The sequence below is a fragment of the Micromonospora sp. NPDC018662 genome (genome assembly GCF_044391475.1).
GTDB lineage: Bacteria > Actinomycetota > Actinomycetes > Mycobacteriales > Micromonosporaceae > Micromonospora.
In genome coordinates this window covers 97991-123226 of sequence record NZ_JBISAC010000014.1, presented here as the reverse complement: position 1 = coordinate 123226, position 25236 = coordinate 97991, and the positions used below count along the sequence as shown (strand labels likewise).

Here is a 25236-nt window from a genome sequence, read left to right as displayed (position 1 = left end):
GAGCCCGCGCCGGCCCCGGCCGTTTATCGTGTACGGAGGAGGTGGACGTGATGGCACAACCGACCCACGAGTGGCGCCCCCCGGAGCGGCCGTGGCAGGAGCAGGATCTGTCCGACCTCCCCGAGGACGGGAACCGCTACGAGATCATCGACGGGAGTCTGCACGTGACCCCACCCCCCGGGTACGGGCATCAACTTCTGGCCGACGAGATCCGGTCGGCGCTCCAGGTAACTGCGCCGGCCGGGTGGTGGGTCATCCGGGAGGCCGGCCTTCGGGCACCTGTCGCCAATCTCATCCCGGACATCTCCGTTCTGAAGCCGAGCGCGCCCTCGGACGGCTTGTGGACACATCCCGCGGATGTCGCTCTCGTCGTCGAGATCGAGTCCCCGAGCAGCCGCCGGTATGACCGGCTGATCAAACCTACGCTCTACGCCGAGGCAGGCATCCCGCACTACTGGCGGGTGGAGCGGGGCGACTTCGGTCCGGTGATCTACCGCTACCAACTGGTCAAGGGCGTCCACTACAACATGGCGGGCACGCTCGGGCCGGACGACGCCGTCCAGCTCGACGAGCCGTGGCCGATGCGGCTCGACCCGTCCGCCTGGCCCCGCTGAGACCACGAGAAAGCCCGGCCCACGCGTTCGCGGGCCGGGCTTCGTCGTGTCTGCGGGCGGTCAGCCCTTGCCGGCGTGGCTGGCGAGCTGGTCGAGGCCCTGGATGACGCCGCCGGCCAGGTCGCCGCCGCCGAAGGACGCCACCATGGAGAGGGCGGCCAGCTTCGCGTACGTGTCCGGGATGCGCTTGCGGGCGTACTTGCCGGTGACGATCTCGAGCTGTCGCTGGTTGGGCGACACCGCGATCAGCACCGACCGGTCGGGGTCGGCGAGCTGCCGGTGCAGCCGCTCGGCGTGCTCCCGGATCGGCTCGTCGAGGCCGCCCACGTAGACCGAGAAGACCAGGCCGGTGCCCTGGTCGGCCAGGCGGAGCGCCTCGTCGATGCGGAGGAGCTGCCGGGTCGAGAACGGCCCGTCCAGCACGTCGGGCGGGGTGCCCGTCCCGGTCGTGGGCCGCGCTTCACCAACGGTCACTTGCGCCTCCGGTTCCACCGGCCGGCGCCTCCCGGCCGGCCTGCTCCTGCTTGTGGCTGGTCAGCGCCGGCGCCTGCGCGCCGGCGGTCAGCGCGGTGCCGGCCGAGTCGGCCAGCTGCTCCGGGCGGCCCAGGAACCAGACCGGAGTGAAGTCGAAGGGCCGGCCCGGCCGGTAGCGCTTGGCGCCGCCACCGTGGCCACGGCTGCCGGCGGCCGCCAGACCGGCGATCACCAGCACCGCGGCGACCGGGATGCCGACGAAGACCACCAACGTCTCGGTAACAGACAATCCCAACGCCCCCAGGCGGAAGAGAGACCAGGAATGTTCCGGGTCGGGTGGACGGTCACGACGGGCCGCGCCCGACCTCGCTTGTGATGTTCACGTTAGCGGAGTCGACGGCCCGCCAGATTGCGGGGTGCTGATCCCATCCGCCACAGCAGTGCTCCAGTTGCGCGGCAGTGGCGATCAGCGTGGCGTCGTCGCCGTACCGGCCGGTGAGCAGCACGCCGACCGGCAGGCCGTCGGCGGTCCGGCCGACCGGCAGTGAGACGGACGGGTCGCCGGTGACGTTGAAGACCGCGCAGTACGGCGAGAAGCGCCGTTGCCTGTCGAAATCCTCCGCCGGGTCGAGCGCGGCGAACGCGCCGACCGGCGCCTGCGGGGCCGCCAGCGTGGGGCAGAGCAGCAGGTCACAGCCGGCGGTCCGGCGCACGCCGCGGCGTACCTGGGCCTGGAGTTCGCCGAGCGCGGCCATCAGTCGGGCGGCGCCGACCGCCGCGCCGCGCTCGCGCAGGAACCGGGTCAGCGGCAGCAGCTCACCCTCCCGCCCGGCCGGGACGGGGGCGAGCGCCAGCGCGTACCAGACGGTCTCGAACAGCGGCCACGCCTCCGGGCCGAGCGGCGCGGGGACCTCGACCACGTCGTGGCCGGCGTCGGCGAGCAGCGCGGCGGCCCGGTCGACGGCGGCCACGCAGTCGGGGTGGACCGGCTCGGCGGCGAGCATCGGCGTGGTGAAGCGGCCGATCCGCAGCCGGCCGGGCCGGGCGGCGCGGGCAACGCCGAGGTAGCCGTCGGCGGGCGCGGCCGGCGGCAGGTAGGGCTCGCCGGGCACCGGTCGCGCCAGCACGTCGAGCAGCGCCGCCACGTCGGCGACGGTGCGGCCGAGCGGACCGTTGGTGGGCAGCCCGAACGCGCCGAAGCCGAGCGGGCCGCCGGAGACGAGGCCCCGGCTCGGCTTGTGGCCGACCAGGCCGCAGAGCGCGGCCGGGATGCGCAGCGAGCCGCCGCCGTCGGAGCCCTGCGCGACCGGCACCAGGCCGGCGGCGACCGCGGCCGCCGCGCCGCCGCTGGATCCGCCCGCGGTGTACGCCAGGTCCCACGGGTTGCGGGCCGGTGGCGCGATGAGCCCCTCGGAGTAGAGCGAGCAGCCCAGCTCGGAGGTGGTGGTCTTGCCGAGGCTGACCAGCCCGGCGCCGGCCAGGAAGCGGACCACGTCGGCGTCGACCGGCGGGACGAAGTCGGCGAACGCGGCCGAGCCGAACGTGGTCCGTACGCCGGCGGTCAGCGTCAGGTCCTTGATCGCGGTCGGCACCCCGTGCAGCGGCCCGCGCTCGCCCGCCGGGGCGGCGTCGGCGGCCCGCGCGGCGGCCCGGGCCCGCTCGGCGGTGACCGTGACGAACGCGCCGACGGTGTCGCCGAGCGCGTCGACCCGGCGGAGGTGGTGCTCGACCAGTTCCAGGCTGGACAGTTCGCCCCGGCGGATCGCGGCGGCCTGTTCCAGCGCGGTCAGGTCGTGCGGCTCGGCCATGGCCACCATCCTGCCCGCTCGACGGCCGGACGGCCGGGCGACACGTCCGGCCGGGCGGCGGCCCGGCCCATACCCGGCTGGCATGACCGGATCGGGATGGTCCGGCCCGGGCCTCGGGCGCGGAGGATTGACGCATCGATCAGATCCGATCGATACCACCGCCACCACCACCCCAGGGAGCGTGCCGTGCAACCCGTACCCGACTCGCAGAGCGCCCCACCCCCGACCCGGCCGGCCCGCCGCCGCCTCCCGCGTGCCCTCCGCCCGCTGCTCGCCCTCGCCCTGACCGCCGCCGGTCTCGCCGCGCTGCCCGCGACGCCGGCCGGGGCCCGCGACGGGGCCCCCGCCACCGCGCTGGCCGCGAACCCCTACGAGCGGGGTCCCGCGCCCACGGTGGCCAGCATCGAGGCCACCCGGGGTCCGTTCGCCATCGCCCAGACCACGGTCTCCGCGTCGAGCGTGAGCGGCTTCCGGGGCGGCACGATCTACTACCCGACCAGCACCGCCGAGGGCACGTTCGGCGCGGTGGCCGTCTCGCCCGGCTTCACCGCCAGCCAGTCGTCGGTCGCCTGGCTCGGGCCGCGCCTGGCCTCCCAGGGCTTCGTGGTGATCACCATCGACACGCTCTCCGTCTACGACCAGCCGGCCAGCAGGGGCACCCAACTCCTGGCCGCCCTGGACTACGTGGCCACCACCAGCGCGGTCCGCAGCCGGGTCGACCGCAACCGGCTGGCCGTGATGGGGCACTCGATGGGCGGCGGCGGCAGCCTGTCGGCGGCCAACGCCCGGCCCACGCTCCAGGCGGCGATCCCGCTGACCGGCTGGCACACCGTGAAGAACTGGTCGTCGGTCCGCGTGCCGACGCTTGTCGTCGGCGCCGAGAACGACACCGTGGCACCGGTGTCGTCGCACTCGGAGCCGTTCTACACCAGCCTGCCGGCCACGCTGGACAAGGCGTACCTGGAGTTGAACGCGGCGACCCACTCGGCGCCGACCTCGCCGAACGTGACGGTCGCGAAGTACAGCATCTCCTGGCTCAAGCGGTTCGTCGACGACGACACCCGCTACGAGCAGTTCCTCTGCCCGGCACCCCGGGGCAGCGCCATCGAGGAGTACCGCGACACCTGCCCGCACTCCTGACCCGTCGGTCCCGGCGCTTCGGGTGCGTCTGTCGTCGCCGGAGGCGACGGACGCACCCGTTTCGTCAGGCCAGCGTCTCCGGCGCGGCCACCTTGTCGTCGTCGACGATGCCCGTCCAGTCCCGATCGATCGACAGCAGCTCCCGGATCGCCCCGCTCCGCCCGGCGGCCATGCCTGCGCCGAGGAAGCGCAGGGCGTTGCCACCCAGCAGCGCGGCCCGCTGCGCGTCGGTGAGGAAGTCGGACCGGTGCACCACCTGCCCGACCGGCCGCTCCCCCAGCGGGTACGGGTAGTCGCTGCCGAGCAGCACCCGGTCCGCGCCCATGGTGTCCACCAGCAGCCGCAACGCGGCCGGCTCGAACACCACCGAGTCGACGCTGAACCGGTCGACGTACGAGCTGGGCGGTGCGGTGGACGCGCCGCGTACCAGGTCGCCGCGGCGGTGCCAGGCGTTGTCGGCGCGGCCCAGCCAGAACGGGAAGCTGCCGCCGCCGTGCGCGAAGCAGATCCGCAGCGTCTCCGGCACCCGGTCGAACACGCCGCCAAGGATCAGCGCCAGCACCGACAGGTGCGTCTCCGCCGGCATCCCGGTCAGCCAGCGGGCCATCCACCGGTTCAGGCGGGGGCCGCCGGGCATGTCCCACGGGTGCACGAAGACCGGCGCGCCGACCTCGGCGCAGTGGGTCAGGAACGCCACGATGCCGGCGTCGTCGAGGTCCCGGTCGCCGACGTGGTTGCCGATCTCCACCCCGACGTGCCCGGCCGCCAGGCAGCGGTCCAGCTCGGCGCAGGCCAGGTCGGCGTCCTGGAGCGGCACCTGACAGAACGGCACCAGCCGGTCACCACCGGCGGCGGTGACCTCCAGCGTGAGGTCGTTGAAGATCCGGGCCACCTTGACCGCCTGGTCGGCCGGGCGGTCGTAGCCGAAGAAGACCGGGGTCGGCGAGACGACCTGCACGTCGACGCCGTCGGTGGTCATGTCGGCGAGCCGGGTGGGCGCGTCCCAGCACGCCGCGCCGACCGGCCGGAACTCCGTCTCCCCCACCATGATCATGGCGGCACGTTCGGAGTCCACCCGCAACCAGGGCCAGCCGGACCCGCCGCAGGCCGCGCCGAGGTCCGGCCACCCCTTCGGTACGACGTGCGTGTGCACGTCGACGACCGGCACCGGCATCAGCCCTTGCCCGGGTGCAGCGCGCCGCAGTTGTCGCAGGTGCGGGCCTTCTCGTCGCCGTAGAACGCGGCGAAGACCGGGGGCAGGTCGGCGGCGATGTCGCGCACCTGCAACTCGACCTCGTGCACCTTGTGGCTGCACTCGGCGCAGTACCACTGGAACGTCTCCAGCGTGCCCTCCTCGCGGACCCGCTCGATCACCATGCCGATCGAGCCGGCCTCCGGACGCTGCGGCGAGTGCGGCGTGTTGCGCGGCAGCATCCACATCTGACCCTCGCGCACGTGCACCGTACGCGGCCCCTCGGGCGTCATCAGGTTGATGTGCATGTTGCCCTTGACCTGGTAGAAGAACTCCTCGTACGGGTCGACGTGGAAGTCGGTGCGCTGGTTCGGCCCGCCCACCACCATGACGATGAAGTCGTCGCTGCCGGGCAGCATCTCCTTGTTGCCCACCGGCGGCTTGAGCAGGTGCTGGTTCTCCCCGATCCAGCCGGTGAAGCTGAACGGCTCGGCGATCTCACTCATGACGGACCTCCCGACGGCAGTAGGGCCACGGCCTGCATCTCGATCAGCAGGTGCGGGTGCGGAAGCTGGTGCACGGCCACCGTGGTCCGGGTCGGCCCGGTGGCGTCGAAGAACTCCGCCCACACCGCGTTGTAGCCACCGAAGTCGTTCATGTTGACCAGGTAGCTGGTGACCTGCACCAGGTCGGTCAGCTCGGCGCCGACCGACCGGAGCAGGTCCCGGATGTTCTCGATCACGGCCCGGGTCTGCGCCCGGATGTCCAGGTCGGTGGTGCCGAACTCGTCCACCGACACACCGGCGAACGTGTTGTCCGGCCGGCGCGACGACGTACCGGAGACGAAGACGAACCCGCCGGCCACCTTGACGTGCGGGAACGCCCCGCGCGGCACGGCCTTCCCGGCCACCACCCGGCTGCTCATGGGCGGGCCTTCAGGGAGGCGGACCCGAGCTTCTCCACGATGGCGCGCACGTGCGCGCCCGGCCGCAGCGGCACCGCGGCGGTCGCCGCGCCGGCCAGGAACACCCAGCCCTTGCGCATCCGGACACCGTGCCGGCCGGCCAGCCGCAGGCCCTCGTCGAGCGCGCGACGCGGGTCGCCGAGGATGGCCGCGGTGGAGCCGACCTGCGCCACCCGCCCGTCGATCTCCAACAGCACCCCCAGATTGTCCAGCCCGTCCGGCACCGGTGACCAGGGTCCGATCGCGAACGCGGCGGCCGAGGTGTTGTCCGCGACCACGTCCGGCAGCGAGAACGTGAAGTTCGCGTACCGGGAGTCGATCAGCTCGATCGCCGGGGCGACCGCGCGGACGGCCCGGGTGAACGAGCCGACCGGCTCGCCGGGCTCGGGCAGCCGGTCCAGCAGGAACGCCACCTCCGGCTCGACCCGGGGATGGATGAAGTCGCCGGTGTCGACCGAGCCGCCGTCCGGCACCCGCATCACGTCGGTCAGCCGGCCCCAGATCACCTCGTCCACCCCGACCTGGGCCATCTTGGCCTTGCTGGTCAGCCCCATCTTGAGCCCGACCAGCCGCTCGCCGCGGTCGAGGCGACGCTGCACCAGCGCGGCCTGCACCGCGTACGCCGCGTCCACGTCGAGGCCGGTCTCGGCGGCGAGCTGCGGAATGGCGGTGGCGGAGTCGGCCGCCGCGCCCAGCTTCTCGGCGATCCCCGCGACGTCCGGCCCGATCATGAGTTCTCCTTACCGGCCAGGTCCAGTGCCACGTCCACGATCATGTCCTCCTGGCCGCCGACCATCCGGCGGCGGCCCAGCTCCACCAGGATCGAGCGCACGTCCACGCCGTACTTCGCCGAGGCCCGCTCGGCGTGGCGCAGGAAGCTGGAGTAGACGCCCGCGTACCCCAGGGAGAGCGTCTCCCGGTCGACCTGGACCGGCCGGTCCTGCAACGGGCGGACCAGGTCGTCGGCGGCGTCCATCAGCGCGAACACGTCGCAGCCGTGCTTCCAGCCGTGCAACTCGGCGACCGCCACGAAGACCTCCAGCGGCGCGTTGCCGGCGCCCGCGCCCATGCCGGCCAGCGACGCGTCCACCCGCACGGTGCGCCCGTGCGCGGCGTCCGGGCCGACCGGGCCGGCGCCGAGGATCCGGCCGTGCTCGACCGCCAGCACGCTGTTCGCCACGCCCAGCGACAGGTTGTGGTGCGCGTGGATGCCGATCTGCGTCTCCGGCGCCAGCACCTGCCGGTACGCGTCGACGCGCTGCGCCACGTCGGACATCAGCAGCCGCCCGCCGGAGTCGGTGACGTAGACGCAGTGCGCGCCGTACGACTCCATCAGCTTGGCCTGCGCGGCCAGCCCGGCCGGGTCGTTCAGGTGCGACATCATCAGGAACCCGGCGACGTCCATGCCGTTCTCCCGCGCCCAGGCGATGTGCTGGGCGGAGATGTCCGCCTCGGTGCAGTGGGTGGCGATCCGCACGCTGGTCACGCCGAGCGCCTTCGCCGCCTTCAGGTCGGCGATGGTGCCGATGCCGGGCAGGAGCAGCGTGGTGAGCCGCGCGTTCGTCAGCACCTCGGCGGCGGCCGAGATCCACTCGGCGTCGGAGGCCGCGCCATGGCCGTAGTTGACGCTGGAGCCGGCCAGCCCGTCGCCGTGCGCCACCTCGATGGCGGCCACCCCGGCGGCGTCGAGCGCGGCGGCGATGGTGCGTACCTGGTCGACCGTGTAGCGGTGGCCGATGGCGTGCATGCCGTCGCGCAGCGTCACGTCCTGGATGTAGAGGTCGGTCATCGCACAGCCGCCTTCCGGAGCGTGACCAGCCGCTCGGCGGTGCGCAGCGCGGCCGACGTCATGATGTCCAGGTTCCCGGCGTACGCGGGCAGGTAGTGCCCGGCGCCGGAGACCTCCAGGAACACCGACACCTGCAATCCGGTGACGTGCCGGCCGAGCACCGGCGCGTACGTGTCCACCGGGTCGAACTGCACCTCCTGCTTGAGCCGGTAGCCGGGCACGTACTCCTGCACGGCCTTGACCATGTCGGCCACCGAGGCGGCGATCGCGGCCCGGTCGGCGTCGGCGTCCGGGCAGAGGCAGTAGACGGTGTCCCGCATCAGCAGTGGCGGGTCGGCCGGGTTCAGCACGATGATCGCCTTGCCGCGCTCGGCGCCGCCGACCACCTCGATGGCCCGCGCGGTGGTCTCGGTGAACTCGTCGATGTTGGCCCGGGTGCCCGGCCCGGCCGACTTCGAGGCGATCGACGCGACGATCTCCCCGTACGCGACCGCGGTGACCCGGCCGACCGCGTGCACGATCGGCACGGTGGCCTGCCCGCCGCAGGTGACCATGTTGACGTTCGGCTCGCCCAGGTGCTCGTCGGAGTTGACCGGCGGCACCACGTACGGGCCGATCGCGGCCGGGGTCAGGTCGACGACGGTCCGGCCGAGCGCGCGCAGCACCTCGTCGTGGCGGCGGTGCGCGCCGGCCGAGGTGGCGTCGAAGACCAGCTCGACGTCGGCGAACTCGGGCAACGCGACCAGCCCGTCCACGCCCTCGGCGGTGGTGGTCACGCCGAGCCGGCGGGCCCGGGCCAGACCGTCGGAGGCCGGGTCGATGCCGGCCATCGCCACCATCCGCAGCTCGGTGCTGAGCCGGAGCACCTTGATCATCAGGTCGGTGCCGATGTTGCCCGACCCGAGCACCGCCACACCGACGCTCATGAGATTCCCTCCTTCGAGAAGCAGGTACGCACCGAGCCGAGCCCGGAGATCCGGGCCTCGTACGCCGCGCCGGGCGTGACCGGCACCATCGGGCCGAGCGCGCCGGAGAGCACCACGTCACCGGCCTTCAGCGGGTCACCGGCGCGGGCCAGCGTGGCGGCCAGCCACTCCAGCGCGTGCAGCGGGTTGCCGAGGCAGGCCGCGCCCGCGCCCACCGAGACCGGCTCCCCGGCGTGCTCCAGCACCATCCCGCACAGCCGCAGGTCCACGTCGGCCAGCCGGCGCGGCGCGGTGCCGAGCACGAAGAGCCCGCTTGAGGCGTTGTCCGCCACCGTGTCCACGATGGAGATGTCCCAGCCGGCGATCCGCGAGTCGACGATCTCGATCGCCGGCAGCACGTGGTCCACGGCCCGGATCAGGTCGACAGTGGTGACCCGCTCGTCCGGCAGGTCGGCGCCGAGCACGAAGGCGATCTCCGCCTCCACCCGCGGTTGGAGCAGCCGGTCGATCGGCACCTCCACGCCGTCACCGACGGCCATGTCGTCGAAGAGCACCCCGAAGTCGGGCTGGAAGACGCCGAAGCTCTCCTGCACGGCCCGCGAGGTCAGGCCGATCTTCGCGCCGACCCGGCGGTGGCCCTTGCCCAGCCGCTGCCGGGTGTAGACCTGCTGCGCTTGGTAGGCGGCCTCGACGTCGCCCTCCGGCAGCAGCCGGCCACGCAGCGGCGGGCAGGGTCTGCCCTCCTGCCGGGCCACCGCCAGCTCCCGGTTGGCGGCCTCGATGTCCACGGTCATGTCGGCTCCTCGCTCACGGTCCTCGGGCTGCCGGCCATTCTCACTCACGTCAGGTCCACGCAGACGTTCGTCAGTTCCGAGTAGAAGTCGAGCGAGTGCACGCCGCCCTCCCGGCCGACCCCCGACGCCTTCACCCCGCCGAACGGGGTGCGCAGGTCGCGCAGGAACCAGGTGTTGACCCAGACGATGCCGGCGTCCAGCCGCGCCCCGGCCCGGTGCGCCCGCCCCACGTCCCGGGTCCAGACGGTCGCCGCCAGGCCGTAGTCGGTGCCGTTGGCCAGCGCGTACGCCTCGTCCTCGTCGTCGAACGGCGCGACGTGCACCACCGGCCCGAAGATCTCCTCGCGGTTGGTCCGGGCGTCCGGCCCGAGCCCGGTGAGCACGGTCGGCTGCACGTACGCGCCGCCGTCGCGGGCGTCGCCGAAGCGCGGCGTGCCGCCACCGGCGCGGACCTCGGCGCCCTCGGTACGGGCCAGCGCGTAGTGGCCGAGCACCTTGTCCCGGTGGGCGTGCGAGATCAACGGCATGTTCACCGTCGCCTCGTCGGCCGGCCAGCCGTACGCCAGCTCGTCGGCGCGCTTCGCCAGCCGCGCGGTGAACTCCTCGAAGACCGGCCGCTGCACGTAGATCCGCTCGGTGCAGAGGCACACCTGGCCGCCGTTGGTGAAGCTGGACCGCACCGAGCCGGCGACCGCCGCGTCCAGGTCGGCGTCCGCGAACACCAGACCGGCGTTCTTGCCGCCCAGCTCGAAACTGACCGCCTTCACCCCGTCGGCCGCGGCCCGCATGATCGCGCTGCCGGTGGCCGACTCGCCGGTGAACGTGATGGCGTCCACGCCCGGGTGCCGGGTCAGGTGCTCGCCCGCCGAGCCGGGCCCGAAGCCGTGCACCAGGTTGAACACGCCGTCCGGCACACCGGCCGCGGCCATCACCTCGGCCAGCAGCGTGGCCGACGCCGGCGTCTCCTCGCTGGGCTTGACCACCACCGCGTTGCCACAGGCCAGCGCCGGGGCGACCTTCCAGGTGAGCAGCAGCAGCGGCAGGTTCCACGGCACGATGACGGCGACCACGCCGACCGGCTTGCGGACCGCGTAGTTGAGCGCCCGGCCGCCGGTCGGGGTGACAGTGGTGAACGACTCGGTCGGCGCGGTCGCCACGATCTCGGCGAACGCCCGGAAGTTGGCCGCGCCGCGCGGGATGTCGAGCGTGCGGGCCTGCGAGATGGCCTTGCCGGTGTCCGCCACCTCGGCCGTCACCAGGTCGTCGAAGCGGCGCTCCAACTCGTCGGCGACCCGACGCAGCACCTCGGCGCGTTCCCGCTCCCCCATCCGGCCCCACGGGCCGCGCAGCGCGGCCCGGCCGGCGGCGACCGCGTCGTCGACCACCGACTCCGACGCCTCCACCACCTCGAAGACCGGCTCGCCGGTCACCGGGCTGCGCTTGGTGAACCGGGGACCGGCGTCGACGAACGCGCCGCCGACGAAGTTGCGCAGCAGGCCCGGGCCGTCCGGCGCGTGGCCGGTCATCAGCCGGGGGTCCCAGCGCGTCACCGCCGCCTCCCCAGCGCCGCGCCGACCCCGGCGGCCAGCAGCGCCGCCGCGCCGGCCGCGACCGCGCCGACGGCGGCGTACTGCCGGCGGACCCGGCGGCGCACCTGCGCGTACGGGGTGGTGGAGAACGAGACCAGCTCGTACTGGGAGACGTAGCGGCCGGGCAGCGCCCGTTCCAGCGCGTGCTCGACCGTCTTGCGGGCCCGGAACACCGGCGAGGCGACCTTGTCCCGCATCTCCACGAAGTTGGCCAGCGCCATCCGGGCGATCGCCTCCGCGTCGTCCTGCCGGCGGTGCTGGAACAGCGGCAGCGCGGCGGCCCACTCGTCGTCGCACTCGTCGAGGCAGCGGTCCAGCTCGACCACGTCCTCGAACGCGCAGTTCGCGCCCTGGCCGTAGAACGGCACGATGGCGTGCGCGGCGTCGCCGAGCAGGCCGACCCGGCCGGCCACCTGCCACGGCGTGCAGCGCACCGTGCCGAGCACCCCGACCGGGTTGTGCTGGTAGTCGTCGACCAGGTTCGGCGCCAGCGGGACCAGGTCCGGGTAGTGGGTGGCGAAGAACCGCTCGATCGCGGCCGGGCTGCTCAGCGACGCGAAGCTGCTCGTGCCGTGGGTGGGCCAGAACAGCGTGCAGGTGAACGAGCGGTCCGGGTTCGGCAGCGCGATCATCATCGAGGTGCCACGCGGCCAGATGTGCAACGCGCCGGGGTCCACTGCGAACTCCCCGCCGATCGGCGGGATGGTCAGCTCCTTGTAGCCGTAGTCGAGGAAGTCCAGGCTCTCGGTCAGCCCCCCGTACGCCAGCAGTTGCCCGCGCACCGCGGAGCCGGCGCCGTCGGCCCCGAGAACGACCGGCGCGGTGGCGGTGACCTTGCCCTGCGGCGTCTCGAACGTCATCTCGCCGGCGACCGGGTCGAGGCCGACCAGCCGGTGGTCGAACGCGACCCGCACGCCCGGCAGCGCGGCGGCGGCGTCGAGCAGCGCGTTGTTCAGCGCGCCCCGGCTGATCGAGTTGATCGCCCGGTCGCCGGAGACGCTGTACGATTGGAACTGCGGCTCGCCCTCGACCGGGTGGATCATCCGGCCGCGCATCGGCAGCGCGTCCGCCATCACCTGCTCGTCCAAGCCGATCCGGCGCAACGCGTCCAGGCCGCGCTCGGAGAGCGCCAGGTTGATCGAGCGGCCCCGCTCGACAGTGCCGGCGCGGGGATCGCCCCGCCGCTCGTAGAGCGCCACCGGGTAGCCCCGGCGGGCCAGGAAGCAGGCCAGCAGGCAGCCGGCCAGCCCGGCCCCGACCACCGCTACCTCGTCGCGTTCGGTGCTCATCAGCCCTCCTTCGCGACGGTCGCGGCCAGCGCCTCGGCGACCCGCCAGCAGTCGTGGTACGTCGAGTAGAGCGGCACCGGCGCGAACCGGACCACGTCCGGCTCCCGGGCGTCGGCGATCACCCCGTGCTCGTGCCGCAGCCGCTTGGTCAGCTCACCGGCGCTGACCGTGGCGACCCGGACCGACAGCTGGCAGCCCCGCCGGGCCGGGTCGCGCGGCGTGATGACGGTCAGCGGCCGGCCCGGCGTCACCTCGTCGAGCAGTCGTTCCAGCCAGCCGGTGAGCCGCAGGCTGCGCTCGCGCAGCGCCGGCAGCCCGACCGCGTCGAACAGCGCCAGCGAGGTGCGCACCGGGCCCATCGCGAAGATCGGCGGATTGGAGATCTGCCACGCCTCCACGGTGGCCGGTGGCCGGGACACCGGCGTCATCTCGAACCGGGTGGCCGCCTCGGTGCTCCACCAGCCCTCGAAGCGGGGCAGCGACGGATCGCCGAGGTGGCGTTCGTGGACGAAGACGCCGGCCAGCGCGCCCGGCCCGGAGTTGAGATATTTGTAGGAGCACCAGGCGGCGAAGTCGACGTCCCAGTCGTGCAGCGCCAGCGGCACGTTGCCGGCGGCGTGCGCCAGGTCCCAGCCGACCACCGCGCCGGCGGCCCGTCCGGCGGCGGTGATCGCGGGGATGTCCATCAACTCGCCGGTCAGGTAGTTGACGCCGCCGAGCAGCAGCAGCGCGACGGTGTGCCCCTCGGCCGCCAGGAAGTCGGTGACGTCGGACGTGCGCAGGGTGTCCTCACCCGGGCGGGGCTTCAGCCGCACCACAGTGGCGTCCGGGTCCAGGCCGTGGAACCGGGCCTGGCTGCGCACCGCGTAGCTGTCCGACGGGAACGCGCTGTCCTCGATGACGATCCGGGTACGCTCGCCGGCCGGCCGGTAGAAGCTCACCATCAGCAGGTGCAGGTTGACCGTCAGCGAGTTCATCACCACGGTCTCGGTGGGCAGCGCGCCGACCAGGCGCGCGGCCGGCGCGGTCAACGACTCGTGGTACGGCAGCCAGGGCCGTTCCGCCTCCAGGTGCCCCTCGACGCCCAGCCGTCGCCAGGCGTCCAGGTCGGCGACGAGTTCGTCACGGGTGGCCCGGGGTTGCAGGCCCAGCGAGTTGCCGGCCAGGTACGCCACGTCGGGGTAGCGCCCACCCTCGGCCGGCGGCACGTGGAACAGGTGCCGGTGGCCGGCGTCGGCGGCGTCGAGCCGGTGGGCTTCGCTCTCGGGGGTGATCATCGATTGTTCTCCGGTCACATCGCGGTACGGGCCGACCACAGCTCCGGGAAGACCACCCGGGCCATGCTGCGTTGCAACCATGCCAGCCCGGCCGAGCCGCCGCTGCCGACCTTCGCGCCCATGGTGCGCTGCACCGCCTTCACATGGTTCCACCGCCAGTCGCCGAACTGCTCGGCCACCTCGGTGAGCGCGTCGCCGAGCAGGCGCAGGTGGTTGTCCGGCCCGCCGTCGCCGTAGACGCGGACCCAGGCCGCCTCGACGGCCGGGTGCGACTCGTGCTCGGCCGTCACGTCCCGTTCCAGCAGCTCGGCCGGCAGGCCGAAGCCGCGCCGGGCGAGCAGCGCGACCACGTCGTCCCAGAGGCTCGGCGTGGCCAGCGCGGCGGTCAGCTCGGCGTGCACGTCGGCCTGCCGGCGGAACGGGCGGATCAGCGCCGGGTCCCGCAGGCCGAGCAGGAACTCCAGTTGGCGGTACATGGCGGACTGGAAGCCGGACCCCTCACCGAGCCGGTCCCGGAACCGGTTGAAGTCGGCCGGCGTCATCCAGCGCAGCCCCTGCCAGGCGGCGTTGAGCCCCTCCAGGTGCAGGGCGGCGCGGCGCAGCGGCGGCAGCGCCTCCCAGATCCGGTTGGCCCGCAGCTCGCGCTGGGCGTGCCGCAGCTCGTGGCAGGTCAGCTTGAAGTACAGCTCCATGATCTGGCTGACCATCAGGAAGGACATCTCGCCCGGGTCGTCGCTGAGCGGCTGCTGGAGCCGGTGCAGCGTGCTGGCGTGCACGTACGCGTCGTATGGCACGCGCTCGGCGAACTCCAGCGTCGGCTCACCTCCGTTGCGCGCCGCTCGGGCCGCCCGCTGCTGCGAGGTGGCCGGGCGCACCGCCGTCGTGTGTTCCACAGTCATCTCCGTCCGTGCGGGGTAGACGCCATGATCTCGCTGGTGGGCGCGCGGATGGAATGCCGGTTCAACGGCGGTAAGGTGGTCTGACCTCACGAGCCGAAAGCATCTCGGGTCCCCGACTTCACGGAAGAAAGGTCGCCGCGTGGACGACATGGACTGGGCGCTGCTGCGGGAACTCCAGGCCGACGCCCGGCTCTCGTTCAGCGAGCTGTCCCGCCGGGTGCACCTGTCCCCGCCGGCCGTCGCCGAGCGGGTCCGGCGGCTGGAGGAGTCCGGGGTGATCACCGGCTACCACGCGCACGTGGACCTGACCCGGGCCGGACGGACCGTGCTGGCGCTGATCCGGATGTCCTGTTACGGCTCGCGGTGCATCCTCAACGACCCGCGGGTGACGCAGTGGCCGGAGATCATGGAGATCCACCGGATCACCGGCGACGCGTGCAGCATGCTCAAGGTCGCCGCCGCCTCGATGGGTGAGTTCGAGGCCGTCATCGACCGCCTGGCCCCCTACGGCCAACCCTCCAGCACCATGGTCCTGTCCACGCCGCTGGCCTGGCATCCGGTGGTGAAAGGAGGGGCCCCCGCTTAACGCCTCGGGTAGAGGCGGGGCCCCCTGTTAACAGCCCCGCTGGCCGGGAAGGCAGCCCCGCTGCCCGTCAGCAGGATTCCGGTGCGCCTCGCACCGGGAGGGGGGAATCATGCCAGGGCTCCTGTCACATCGCGCGCTGTCGTCCGTACTGGGCCTGCTCGGCCTGGTCGCGGCGTTCGTCCTGACCACGGCCGTACCGGCCCGGGCCGGGGAGAGCGTCTTCATCGAGGTGACGCCGAACAGCGTCAACGCCGGCTCCCGGGTGAACCTCCGGGCCGGCTGCGACGCCAGCAACAACCGCCAGGCCCAGGTCACCTCGGACGCGTTCGGCCGGGTGACGCTGCGGTCGAACAACGGCTTCCTCACCGGCTCGGTCACCGTGCCCGCCAACAAGGCGCCCGGCGACTACCCGGTGAACCTGGACTGCGCCAACGGCAACACCGCCTCGACCATGCTCACCGTGCTGAACATGTCGCAGCCGAGCAAGGGCCCGGCGACCGGCGGCGGGGGCACCGCGGGCGGCGGCCGGGGCACCGGCTCGCTGCTGCTGGTCGGCGGCCTCGCGGCGGTGGCCGTGATCGCCGGCGCGAGCGCCCGCCGCAAGCCCGGTGGCCGCGTCTGACCCCGGCGACGTGATGGCCCGCTCAGCGCGCCGCACCCGTCGGGGCCGGACCCGCCGCGCCGCGCCACCGGGCCGGACCGGGCGGCTCCGGACCGCGTACCGGCTGGCGTCCCGCGCCGCGCGCCGGTTCACCCACGCCGCCGGGCAGGCGTTCTCGGCCAGCGTCACCACCGCCGACCCGCACGCCCGCCCGGTCGCGGCCCACGCCGCCACGGGCACCACCCGCCGGTACGCCCCGAGGCCCGGCCCCGGCGTCCCGGTGCTGGTGGTGGCCGGCCTGATGGCGCTGATCGTGGCCATGCTCGGGGTGGAGCGGGTGACCGGCGTGAGCGTGCTGCCGGACCGGATCGTCGCGGGCCTGCGCCCGCCGCCGAAGAAGTTCCCGGTGCTGCCGGCCAGCCCGCCGACCGACCTGACCATCGGCAAGCTCGACCTGCGTGCCCCGGTGCACCGGGTCGGCATCGCGCCGGACGGCAGCATCGCGGTGCCGGACGTCAGCCGGGCCGGCGAGGTCGGCTGGTACGACCAGGGCCCCACCCCCGGCCAGTACGGCCCGGCGGTGCTGGTCGGGCACGTCGACACCACTACCGGTCCGGCCGTCTTCCACGGGCTGCGGGAGCTCGACGACGGCGACCGGATCGAGGTGACCCGGCAGGACCGGTCGGTGGCGGTCTTCGAGGTGACCTCGATCGAGCGGTACGGCAAGGAGAAGCTGCCGGTGCAGGAGATCTACGGCGACTTCAGCCGCCCCAACCTGCGGCTGATCACCTGCGGCGGGCGCTGGGTGGGCGGCGAGACCGGGTACGCCGACAACCTGGTCGTCTACGCCTCGCTGGTCCAGGCCCGCTGAGCGCCGACCGGTCAGGCCGCCTCGGGCTCGGGTTCGCGCAGGTCGAGCCAGTCCGCCCAGCGTGGGTCGGGCGCGCGGTGGCCCAGCACCCGCCAGGCGTTGCCCTTTGGCGCCACCGGCAGGTGGTGCAGCCGCCAGCCCAGCTCGGCCGGTGTCTTGTCGCCCTTGGTGTGGTTGCAGCGCGCGCAGGCGGCCACCACGTTCTCCCAGGCGTGCCGGCCGCCCCGGCTGCGCGGGAAGACGTGGTCGATGGTCTCCGCCGGCCCGCGGCAGTAGGCGCAGCGCCACCCGTCCCGGGCGAAGATCCCCCGGCGGGAGAGCCCGACCTGGGTGCGGTAGGGCACCCGGACGTAGCGGGTCAGCCGCACCACGGAGGGCACCGGGAGTGCGTTGCGCGCGCTGTGCAGGATGCCCTCGCCGTCGGCCACGCAGACCGCCTTGGCGGAGAGGACGAGGATGGCGGCACGACGCACCGACACGACGCACAGGGGCTCGTAGGTGGCGTTGAGAACGAGTGCACCGGAGCCCGCCGTGGGTCGTATGTCAGGCATCGCGCTCACCCTCCCGGTCCAGCCGCTCCCGCCACCACCACGCCGAGACCGCCCCGCACACTGCGCGGAACGGCCCCGACGTCGGCCGGATCACCGACGTCCGTTGGGCCAATAGTCCCTGATCGCGCCCCGGATTGCACGCACTAATCCGGGGTACCCGCTGGGAGGCTGACACCGGCGTGCCAAGATGACCGGTTCCGCCCGGGATGATCGCCGCCCCGGTCCGTCAGTGTCGGGGCGGGTCCGTGCGGTCCCCGCGCCCCCGGTGCGGTACGAATTTCCCGTGAACGTCTCCGACCTGATCACCGCCGTGCTGTCCGCCGTCTCCGACCGGCGCCCGGACTGCCAGGGCAGCAGCTCCTGCGAGTGGGTGTACCGGCTCACCAACTCCGCCTGGTTCGCCGAGAGCAGCTACTGGATCCTGCTGAAGCCGTTGCGGGTGGCGCTGATCCTGCTGCTGGCCGTCGCCGCCCGCTGGGCGTTGCACCGGACCATCAACCGGCTGGTGCGCACCACCACCCAGGGCGCGGTGCCCACCATGCTCCGCCCGCTGCGCGAGCGGATCCCCAGCGCCACACTGGACCCGGAGCAGTTCGTGCCGGAGCGCCGCCGGCAGCGCGCCGAGGCGATCGGGTCGGTGCTGCGCAGCATGGTCACCGCGTTCGTCTTCGGCATCGCGCTGCTGATGGTGCTCAAGGAGTTCAGCTTCGACCTGGCCCCGCTGCTGGCCAGCGCCGGCATCGCCGGTGTGGCGCTCGGTTTCGGCGCGCAGAGCCTGGTCAAGGACCTGATCGCCGGCCTGTTCATGCTGATCGAGGACCAGTACGGCGTGGGCGACACGGTCGACCTCGGCGAGGCCACCGGCGTGGTGGAGGCGGTGGGCCTGCGGGTGACCACGGTGCGCGACGGTCGGGGCGTGCTCTGGTACATCCGCAACGGGGAGATCATCCGGGTCGGCAACAAGAGCCAGGGCTGGGCGCTGGTCGTGGTGGACCTGCCGATCGGCTTCGCCGGCACCGAGGAGGCCACCGCGGTGCTGCGGACCGCGGCGGCGTCGGTGGCACTCGACCCGGAGCTGGCGCCGCAGGTCGTGGAGCAGCCGGAGGTGCTCGGCGTGGAACAGATGACTGTCGACGGCGCGGTGATCCGGACCGTGGTCAAGACCACCGCCGACGGACAGTTCGCGGTCGGCCGCGAGCTGCGCCGCCGGCTCGCGGAGGCGTTGGAGAACTCGGGGATCACCGCCCAGATCGCCGCCGCCCGGCTCTATCCCGGGCTGCCGCCGCAGCCGCCGGCGCCGCTCCGGCCGGGGGGAACGGGCACCGGCGGGACCACCTGAGGGCCGGGGCGGGCGGACGATTTCCGGGGGTCGCGCGTCGCGCGGCCCCTCGGGTATCGTCCGTTCGTTCAGTCGGAGATGCGACGATCAATCCGTTCGCCCTAGTCAGTTGTCAGACGATCGGGCAGAATCCGGTGAACACGCTCCCTCGGGGAGTGTGTCGTGTCCTCGCCGATCGGTTGATCTGACGACGGTTCCCGGTCGGGCCACCACAAGTGGCCGGCTCGGAACGATGGAGGCGACGGTGTCCGACCAGCGACCCGCCCAGGAGAGCCCGGCCACCTTCCGTGACGTGTTCGGCCAGTCGGAGTTCCGCGCGCTCTTCGCCGCCAACGTCCTGTCCTGGGTCGGCGACTACCTCGCCAAGGCCGCGGTCACCGTGCTCGTGCTGCGCGAGACCCAGTCGGTCGCGCTCTCCGCCGCCGCCTTCGCGGCCAGCTACCTGCCCTGGCTGATCGGCGGCCCGCTGCTCTCGGCGCTCGCCGAACGGCACCGCTACCGCCGGGTCATGGTGCTCTGCGACCTGATCCGGATGGCGCTGATGGTGCTGGTCGCCATGCCGTTCATGCCGGCCTGGTCGATCCTCGGCCTGATCTTCCTGGCGACGCTGGCCAACCCGCCCAGCCAGGCGGCGCGCTCGGCGCTGCTGCCGCACGTGCTCACCGGCGACCGGCTGGTGGTGGGCCTCGCCGCGTCGACCAGCGCGGGGCAGGCCGCCCAGGTCGTCGGCTACCTGGCCGGCGCCACCATCGCGGTGCTGAACCCGAGCACCGCCCTGCTGATCAACGCGGGCACGTTCGCGCTGTCGGCCGCGCTGGTCCGGTTCGGCCTGCGGGACCGCGCCCCGTCGATGACCGAGGCGCACCGCAGCCACCTGCTGCGGGAGACCGGGCAGGGCTTCCGGATCGTCTTCGAACGGCCGGTGCTGCGGGCCATCGCGGTGCTGGTGTTCAGCGCCATGCTCTTCTCGATCGTGCCCGAGGGGCTGGCCGCCGGCTGGGCCGCCGAGCGCACCGGCGGCGGCATGGACGCCGGCACCGCCCAGGCGGTCATCATGGCCGCCAACCCGGTGGGCTACGTCCTCGGCGGGCTGCTGATCGGCCGGCTCACCGCGCCGGCCCGCCGGCTGGCCCTGATGCCGCCGTTGGCGGTCCTCGCGCCGGCGGTGCTCGTACCCTCGCTGCTCGACCCGCCGCCGGCCGTGGTGGCCCTGCTGGCCGCCGCGTGCGGCTTCGCGGTCGGGGGCATCGTCCCGGTCGCCAACGGCCTCTTCGTGCAGGCGCTGCCGGACGGCTACCGGGCGCGGGCGTTCGGGGTGATGGCCAGCGGCACGCAGATCATCCAGGGCGCCTCGGTGCTGGCCACCGGCGCGCTGGCCGAGCGGTTCACCATTCCGACGGTGGTCGGGCTGTGGAGCGCGGCCGGGGTGCTGCTCATGCTCGTCGCGGCGGTCACCTGGCCCCGCCCGGCGACGATCGAGGCGGCCGTCGACACCGCCCGGGCCGAGTCGGCCGCCGGGAGCGGCCACCTCGCGCCCCGGGAGCCGGCCGTGGGCGACCGGGGGCGGGAGCCCGCCCGGCGCCGGCACGCGGTGACGTGACAGCCGCCGCCCGGCGGGCGGGCGCGGATGCCGGGTCGCGCCTGGCAGGATGGAAGCGTGACTTCCCCAGGCGAGTCGATGACGCTGTTCGAGGCGATCGGCGGTGAGCCCGCCTTCCGCAAGCTGGTGGACGAGTTCTACGCCGGCGTCGCCGACGACCCGCTGCTGCGGCCGATGTACCCGGAGGAGGACCTGGGCCCGGCGGCGGACCGGCTGACCCTGTTCCTGATCCAATACTGGGGCGGCCCGCGCGTCTACTCCGAGCAGCGCGGGCACCCTCGGCTGCGGATGCGGCACGCCCCGTTCCGGATCGGCGCCGCCGAACGCGACGCCTGGCTGCACCACATGCGGCAGGCGGTGGACACGCTGGACCTGCCGCCGCAGCTCGCCGCCGCGCTCTGGGACTACCTGGAGCGGGCCGCGTACTTCATGGTGAACGTGGCGGACGACCCGGCCGCGGGCTGACCGACGCCCGCCGGCGCGGGCTCAGAGCAGGGCGCCCTCGTCGTGCAGCCAGTCGACGAACGTGGTGGCCACCGCGGCGCCGCAGTCGAGCATCTCGACCAGCAGCGCGTCGTGGGTGCCGGCGCCGAGCGGCACCTGCAGCTCGGCGTAGATCGGGAGCTGGCCGCGCTCGGTCGGGTCGCCGATGTACGCCTTGCAGAACCGGCGGGTGTGGTTCCACTCGTTCACCACCCGGTAGGCCCGGTCGGCCCAGTCCGGCGGCACTGTCGCGTGTGGACGGGCCCGCATCACGAGGATCTCGTCCTCCGGCCCCTCCAGCGCGACCAGCACGGCGTGTCGCTCCCACATGGCCAGCAGGTTGCCGTCGCCGTCGGCCAGGTAACGCACGTCGAGCAGGTCGAGTGCGTCACAGACCCGGCTCAGGGTGACCGGGGCGACAGTGGCCGGCATGTCCGCGATGACCGGCCGCTCGGGCGCCGCCGCGTCGTCGTCCGGCCGGCGTGGGGTCGGTGGCCCGACCCGGACGCTGTCGTCCACTGTGGTCCCGCTTCGAGTTTCCGGATCGCCGCCACCGGCGGGACCGGGGCGCCATGACCACCACGGCATCGCTCGCGCACCTCACTCCCCAGCGGATCCAGCCGCCTACGGTGCGTTGGATCCGAGGATGGACGGTACCCGGACAGCCGGCAGGAGGCATCCCCCCACCGGCCGCCCCAGCCCGGAAGAACGATGCCGGGTCATCCGTTCGGGTGACCCCGGGTGGGCGTGAGTGCAAGGTCCGCGACGGTACGCGACCACGCCGCCCCGTACGGCCCGACCAGCCCGACCCAACGGCCGGCCACCCGCACCTGAACGTCCCCGGCGCCGAGGAAGCCGAGCCGCACCATGCCCTGCACCAGCCGCTGCGACACCTCCACCGGCGCGCCGGGCGCCTCGTCCGGGGTCACCACCACCGCGACGTGGTCCAGCAGCGCGTCCCGCAGCACCCGCTGGCCGACCGCCCGGCCGGCCACCCCGTGGGCGGCCGCCTCGCGCAGCGTCCCGGCCGCCGCGTCCGCGATCCGGCGCAGCTCCGCGCCGGGCAGCCTCTCGACCGGCCGGCTGGCCGGCGGTGGCAGCGGCCAGCGCCAGCCGTCGTCGCGCCGCCGTGGCAGCGCCGCGCCCCCGGCGGAGAGTTCGGCCAGCAGCTCCGCCGCCGCGACCGTGACGTCGCCGGGCGCGTCGCCGGGCACGGTACGCACCACGAGCACCCCCCACGGCAGGTGGGCCCAGAGGGCGGTACGGCCGGCGCCCGGCACCGGACGGAGCCGGACCAGGGCGGCCGGGTCGAGCCGGACCAGCCGGGCCAGGAAGGCGCCGGCGTCGGCCAACCCGGTCAACCCGTGCCCGCCCGCCGGCCCGGTCATCCGGCCAGCCCGGGGGCGTAGCGCAGCAGGAACGCCCGCTCGTCGGCCGAGATCCGGCGCGGGCGCTGGGTGGACAGGTCGAACGGGACCAGCACCGACCGGGCGGTGCCGGCCAGCGCGTCGCCGTCATACAGCTCGTAGGCGACCGAGAACGACGCGGCCCGGATCTGGTCGACCCAGAGCTCGATCCGCACGCTCGGCGCCGCCTCCGCGCTGGCCCGGCCGAGCGCGTAGTCGACCGGGCGCAGGTAGTCGACCTCGTGCCGGCGGATGACCACACCGTCGGCGAACGAGCCCACCCCCCACGCCAGGCCGCCGGCGAACATCATCGCCACCCGGGCCTCCTCGTAGAGCGTGAGGAAGCGGGCGTTGTTGACGTGGCCGTACGCGTCCAGGTCGGACCAGCGCAGCGCGCAGTGGTAGACGAAGCGGTCAGTCACGGGTGAGCTTGCGGTAGGTCACCCGGTGCGGCCGGGCCGCGTCGGCGCCGAGCCGCTCGATCTTGTTCTTCTCGTACGCCTCGAAGTTGCCCTCGAACCAGAACCACTTCGCCGGGTTCGTGTCGTCGCCCTCCCAGGCCAGGATGTGCGTGGCGACCCGGTCCAGGAACATCCGGTCGTGGGAGATGACCACGGCGCAGCCGGGGAACTCCAGCAGCGCGTTCTCCAGGCTGGAGAGCGTCTCCACGTCCAGGTCGTTGGTCGGCTCGTCGAGCAGGATGACGTTGCCGCCGATCTTCAGCGTCAGCGCCAGGTTGAGCCGGTTGCGCTCGCCACCGGAGAGCACCTTGGTCGGCTTCTGCTGGTCCGGCCCCTTGAAGCCGAACGCGGCGATGTACGCCCGGGACGGCATCTCGACCTTGCCCACCATGAGGTGGTCCAGCCCGTCGGAGACGACCTCCCAGACGCTCTTGTCGCCGGCCAGGCCCTGCCGGTTCTGGTCGACGTACGACAGCTGCACGGTGGGGCCGACCTTGACGTCGCCGCTGGTCGGCTGCTCCAGCCCGACGATGGTCTTGAACAGCGTGGTCTTGCCGACGCCGTTCGGGCCGATGATGCCGACGATGCCGTTGCGCGGCAGCGAGAACGACAGGTTGTCGATCAGCACCCGGTCGCCGAAGCCCTTGGTCAGGCCGTGCGCCTCGATGACGGTGCTGCCCAGGCGCGGGCCCGGCGGGATCTGGATCTCCTCGAAGTCCAGCTTCCGGGTCTTCTCCGCCTCGGCGGCCATCTCGTCGTAGCGGTCGAGGCGGGCCTTGGACTTGGTCTGCCGCGCCTTGGCGTTCGACCGGACCCACTCCAGTTCCTCGGAGAGACGCTTGCGCATCTTGGCGTCGCGGCGTCCCTCGACGGAGAGCCGGGCGGCCTTCTTCTCCAGGTAGGTGGAGTAGTTGCCCTCGTAGGGGTAGGCCCGGCCGCGGTCCAGCTCCAGGATCCAGTTGGCCACGTTGTCCAGGAAGTACCGGTCGTGGGTGATGGCCAGGACGGTGCCGGCGTACTTGGCCAGGTGCTGCTCCAGCCACTGCACGCTCTCCGCGTCCAGGTGGTTGGTGGGCTCGTCGAGCAGCAGCAGGTCGGGCGCCTCCAGCAGCAGCTTGCACAGCGCCACCCGGCGGCGTTCACCACCGGAGAGCTGGGTCACGTCGGCGTCCGGCGGCGGGCAGCGCAGCGCGTCCATGGCCAGTTCGAGCTTGGAGTCGATGTCCCAGGCGTCGGCGGCGTCCAGCTCCTCCTGGAGCTTGCCCATCTCCTCCATCAGCTCGTCGGAGTAGTCGGTCGCCATCTGCTCGGCGATCTTGTTGAACCGCTCCAGCTTGGCCTTGGTCTCGGCGACCGCCTCCTCGACGTTGCCCAGGACGGTCTTGGCGTCGTTGAGCGGCGGCTCCTGCGCCAGCATGCCGACGGAGTAGCCGGGCATGAGCCGGGCCTCGCCGTTGCTCGGCCGGTCGAGCCCTGCCATGATCTTGAGGAGGCTGGACTTGCCGGCGCCGTTCGGGCCGACCACACCGATCTTGACACCCGGCAGGAAGTTCAGCGTCACGTTGTCCAGCACGACCTTGTCGCCGTGCGCCTTGCGTGCCTTCTCCAGGACGTAGATGAACTGAGCCACGGTGCGGGCTACCTCCGTCGGTTGCGATCGCGGGCTTGCGGGGTGCGGGGCGCGGGCTTCGACTCCGCCCGCCGCCGCCGGCCGGGAGCCGGCCGTGCGCACGCCGTCGTCAATCCTGACAGGTACGGGCGGCCGCGCCCACATCACCCCACCCCAGCACCGGTACGGCGTGGCGCGTTGCCACCTGTCGGTATGACTGACTAACGTTTGCGTATGACCAAGAAGATCGCCGTGAGCCTCCCGGACGACGTCGCGGAGCGGTTGGCCCAGGAGCCGAACGTCTCCGCCTTCGTGGCCCGGGCCGTGCGCCGCCAGATGGCCGGCGAGCAGACCCGGGTTCTCCTCACCCGCGCCGGACTCACGATCACCGACGAGGACGTGGCCCGGGCCCACGCGGAGATGCAACAGCTCACCGCCGGCATCACACCCGAGCTTCGCGAGCAGGCCGCCCAGCTCCGGGCCGAGGTGCTGGCCGCCCGGGCGAAGGCGCGTCGATGACGCAGTTCGGCCTGGCGCTCGACACGGCCGCGTTGTTGGCCTACTCCTCCGGCGCCCGGGACGTCGGGGCGAGGATCGCCGAGGCCGCCGACTACGCGCGGGACGTGCTCGTGCCCGGCCTCTGCCTGGCGCACGCCCACGAACGGGCCACCGCCGCGCAGTGGGAGCTGCTCGAACTGCTCGCCGCACTGCCGCACGTGCGGATCAGCACCGTGGAACCGGACATGTGCAGCTACCTCGGCGGCTGGTCGCGTCGGATGAGCGGTCGGATGGACCTGGCCCACCTCGCCATGGAAGCCGCCGCCAACCCGCTCGTGCCGATCATGACGGACCGGCGGGAACTGCTCGGCGAGGTACTGCCGAAGGAATGGCCGGTCATCGACCTCTGACCGGCCGGTGTCGACAAGATCACGAGCAGGGTTCGGCGGTTCCGGGGGCGGGTAGTGGACTCCGGC

The 25236-nt window shown here is 73.3% G+C and carries 29 protein-coding genes; 10 read left to right on the top strand and 19 right to left on the bottom strand.

All coding sequences use genetic code 11. The features are described from left to right. The first annotated feature begins 50 nt into the window (after positions 1-50). Entirely contained in the window at positions 51-614 is a 564-nt protein-coding gene (locus ACH495_RS29020) for a Uma2 family endonuclease (RefSeq protein ID WP_396860884.1), read from the top strand. Positions 615-674: 60 nt separating this feature from the next. On the opposite strand, the gene ACH495_RS29015 is transcribed toward ACH495_RS29020, so the two are convergent. From ACH495_RS29015 to ACH495_RS29005, 3 genes are all read right to left on the bottom strand, one after another. Next, positions 675-1088: a DUF5130 family protein gene (locus ACH495_RS29015; protein ID WP_091069547.1), complete on the bottom strand. Its 414-nt coding sequence runs from the start codon at positions 1086-1088 to the stop codon at positions 675-677. Continuing rightward, complete coding sequence (locus tag ACH495_RS29010) at positions 1075-1359, bottom strand: hypothetical protein (protein WP_107155923.1); 285 nt, start codon at positions 1357-1359, stop codon at positions 1075-1077. The genes ACH495_RS29015 and ACH495_RS29010 overlap by 14 nt, the downstream gene beginning before the upstream one ends. A gap of 73 nt (positions 1360-1432) precedes the next feature. Continuing rightward, positions 1433-2896, bottom strand: a complete 1464-nt coding sequence (locus ACH495_RS29005; RefSeq protein WP_396860883.1) for an amidase — start codon at positions 2894-2896, stop codon at positions 1433-1435. Between the two features lie 186 nt (positions 2897-3082). On the opposite strand from ACH495_RS29005, the gene ACH495_RS29000 reads away from it, so the two are divergent. Then, a complete protein-coding gene (locus ACH495_RS29000; RefSeq protein WP_396860882.1) occupies positions 3083-4036 on the top strand; it encodes an alpha/beta hydrolase in 954 nt (317 codons plus the stop codon). A gap of 64 nt (positions 4037-4100) precedes the next feature. Here ACH495_RS29000 and ACH495_RS28995 read toward each other — a convergent pair whose 3' ends face one another. Genes ACH495_RS28995 through ACH495_RS28945 form a run of 11 tightly spaced genes read right to left on the bottom strand, consistent with a single transcriptional unit; the run spans position 4101 to position 14755 of the window. Continuing rightward, entirely contained in the window at positions 4101-5210 is a 1110-nt protein-coding gene (locus ACH495_RS28995; protein ID WP_396860881.1) for an amidohydrolase family protein, read from the bottom strand. Then, the gene (locus tag ACH495_RS28990; RefSeq protein ID WP_396860880.1) at positions 5210-5734 is read right to left on the bottom strand and encodes a 3-hydroxyanthranilate 3,4-dioxygenase; all 525 of its coding nucleotides are present in this window, start codon (positions 5732-5734) and stop codon (positions 5210-5212) included. The genes ACH495_RS28995 and ACH495_RS28990 overlap by 1 nt, the downstream gene beginning before the upstream one ends. Further along, positions 5731-6153, bottom strand: a complete 423-nt coding sequence (locus tag ACH495_RS28985) for a RidA family protein (protein WP_396860879.1) — start codon at positions 6151-6153, stop codon at positions 5731-5733. Before ACH495_RS28985 ends, ACH495_RS28990 begins: the two co-directional genes overlap by 4 nt. Continuing rightward, positions 6150-6923 (bottom strand): 2-keto-4-pentenoate hydratase, encoded by a 774-nt coding sequence (locus ACH495_RS28980; RefSeq protein WP_396860878.1) that lies wholly within the window; start codon positions 6921-6923, stop codon positions 6150-6152. The genes ACH495_RS28985 and ACH495_RS28980 overlap by 4 nt, the downstream gene beginning before the upstream one ends. Beyond that, on the bottom strand, positions 6920-7981 hold the full coding sequence (dmpG, locus tag ACH495_RS28975) for a 4-hydroxy-2-oxovalerate aldolase (protein WP_396860877.1): 1062 nt from the start codon (positions 7979-7981) through the stop codon (positions 6920-6922). Before dmpG ends, ACH495_RS28980 begins: the two co-directional genes overlap by 4 nt. Beyond that, entirely contained in the window at positions 7978-8907 is a 930-nt protein-coding gene (locus ACH495_RS28970) for an acetaldehyde dehydrogenase (acetylating) (protein WP_396860876.1), read from the bottom strand. The genes dmpG and ACH495_RS28970 overlap by 4 nt, the downstream gene beginning before the upstream one ends. Continuing rightward, positions 8904-9701, bottom strand: a complete 798-nt coding sequence (locus ACH495_RS28965) for a 2-keto-4-pentenoate hydratase (protein ID WP_396860875.1) — start codon at positions 9699-9701, stop codon at positions 8904-8906. Before ACH495_RS28965 ends, ACH495_RS28970 begins: the two co-directional genes overlap by 4 nt. 44 nt (positions 9702-9745) lie before the next feature. Next, a complete protein-coding gene (locus tag ACH495_RS28960) occupies positions 9746-11227 on the bottom strand; it encodes a 2-hydroxymuconic semialdehyde dehydrogenase (protein ID WP_396860916.1) in 1482 nt (493 codons plus the stop codon). A 20-nt stretch (positions 11228-11247) separates the two neighbouring features. Next, positions 11248-12579 (bottom strand): FAD-dependent oxidoreductase, encoded by a 1332-nt coding sequence (locus ACH495_RS28955; protein WP_396860874.1) that lies wholly within the window; start codon positions 12577-12579, stop codon positions 11248-11250. Continuing rightward, entirely contained in the window at positions 12579-13856 is a 1278-nt protein-coding gene (gene kynU / locus ACH495_RS28950; RefSeq protein WP_396860873.1) for a kynureninase, read from the bottom strand. The genes ACH495_RS28955 and kynU overlap by 1 nt, the downstream gene beginning before the upstream one ends. A 14-nt stretch (positions 13857-13870) precedes the next feature. Further along, positions 13871-14755: a tryptophan 2,3-dioxygenase gene (locus tag ACH495_RS28945; protein ID WP_396860872.1), complete on the bottom strand. Its 885-nt coding sequence runs from the start codon at positions 14753-14755 to the stop codon at positions 13871-13873. A 139-nt stretch (positions 14756-14894) separates the two neighbouring features. On the opposite strand from ACH495_RS28945, the gene ACH495_RS28940 reads away from it, so the two are divergent. From ACH495_RS28940 to ACH495_RS28930, 3 genes are all read left to right on the top strand, one after another. Further along, a complete protein-coding gene (locus ACH495_RS28940) occupies positions 14895-15341 on the top strand; it encodes an Lrp/AsnC family transcriptional regulator (RefSeq protein ID WP_396860871.1) in 447 nt (148 codons plus the stop codon). A gap of 109 nt (positions 15342-15450) precedes the next feature. Next, positions 15451-15963: a hypothetical protein gene (locus tag ACH495_RS28935; protein ID WP_396860870.1), complete on the top strand. Its 513-nt coding sequence runs from the start codon at positions 15451-15453 to the stop codon at positions 15961-15963. A gap of 13 nt (positions 15964-15976) precedes the next feature. Further along, positions 15977-16813, top strand: a complete 837-nt coding sequence (locus tag ACH495_RS28930; RefSeq protein ID WP_396860869.1) for a class F sortase — start codon at positions 15977-15979, stop codon at positions 16811-16813. 11 nt (positions 16814-16824) lie between these two features. Here ACH495_RS28930 and ACH495_RS28925 read toward each other — a convergent pair whose 3' ends face one another. Further along, positions 16825-17364, bottom strand: a complete 540-nt coding sequence (locus tag ACH495_RS28925) for an HNH endonuclease (RefSeq protein WP_343445522.1) — start codon at positions 17362-17364, stop codon at positions 16825-16827. A 265-nt stretch (positions 17365-17629) separates the two neighbouring features. On the opposite strand from ACH495_RS28925, the gene ACH495_RS28920 reads away from it, so the two are divergent. The 3 genes from ACH495_RS28920 to ACH495_RS28910 all read left to right on the top strand — a co-directional run bounded on the left by ACH495_RS28920 (position 17630) and on the right by ACH495_RS28910 (position 20768). Continuing rightward, positions 17630-18703 (top strand): mechanosensitive ion channel family protein, encoded by a 1074-nt coding sequence (locus tag ACH495_RS28920; protein WP_396860868.1) that lies wholly within the window; start codon positions 17630-17632, stop codon positions 18701-18703. Positions 18704-18935: 232 nt separating this feature from the next. Next, a complete protein-coding gene (locus ACH495_RS28915; protein WP_396860867.1) occupies positions 18936-20303 on the top strand; it encodes an MFS transporter in 1368 nt (455 codons plus the stop codon). Positions 20304-20330: 27 nt separating this feature from the next. Beyond that, a complete protein-coding gene (locus ACH495_RS28910; protein ID WP_396860866.1) occupies positions 20331-20768 on the top strand; it encodes a globin in 438 nt (145 codons plus the stop codon). 21 nt (positions 20769-20789) lie between these two features. Here the strand turns inward: ACH495_RS28910 and ACH495_RS28905 are convergent, their stop codons facing one another. From ACH495_RS28905 to ettA, 4 genes are all read right to left on the bottom strand, one after another. Further along, positions 20790-21374, bottom strand: coding sequence for a YbjN domain-containing protein (locus ACH495_RS28905; RefSeq protein ID WP_281937367.1), 585 nt, complete (start codon positions 21372-21374; stop codon positions 20790-20792). A gap of 131 nt (positions 21375-21505) precedes the next feature. Further along, entirely contained in the window at positions 21506-22174 is a 669-nt protein-coding gene (locus tag ACH495_RS28900; protein ID WP_396860865.1) for a hypothetical protein, read from the bottom strand. Further along, positions 22171-22614, bottom strand: a complete 444-nt coding sequence (locus ACH495_RS28895) for an acyl-CoA thioesterase (protein ID WP_396860864.1) — start codon at positions 22612-22614, stop codon at positions 22171-22173. The genes ACH495_RS28900 and ACH495_RS28895 overlap by 4 nt, the downstream gene beginning before the upstream one ends. Beyond that, complete coding sequence (gene ettA / locus ACH495_RS28890; RefSeq protein ID WP_396860863.1) at positions 22607-24283, bottom strand: energy-dependent translational throttle protein EttA; 1677 nt, start codon at positions 24281-24283, stop codon at positions 22607-22609. The genes ACH495_RS28895 and ettA overlap by 8 nt, the downstream gene beginning before the upstream one ends. A 213-nt stretch (positions 24284-24496) precedes the next feature. On the opposite strand from ettA, the gene ACH495_RS28885 reads away from it, so the two are divergent. Beyond that, positions 24497-24781 (top strand): hypothetical protein, encoded by a 285-nt coding sequence (locus tag ACH495_RS28885; RefSeq protein WP_396860862.1) that lies wholly within the window; start codon positions 24497-24499, stop codon positions 24779-24781. After that, positions 24778-25170, top strand: coding sequence for a hypothetical protein (locus ACH495_RS28880; RefSeq protein WP_396860861.1), 393 nt, complete (start codon positions 24778-24780; stop codon positions 25168-25170). Before ACH495_RS28885 ends, ACH495_RS28880 begins: the two co-directional genes overlap by 4 nt. The last annotated feature ends 66 nt before the right edge of the window (positions 25171-25236 follow it).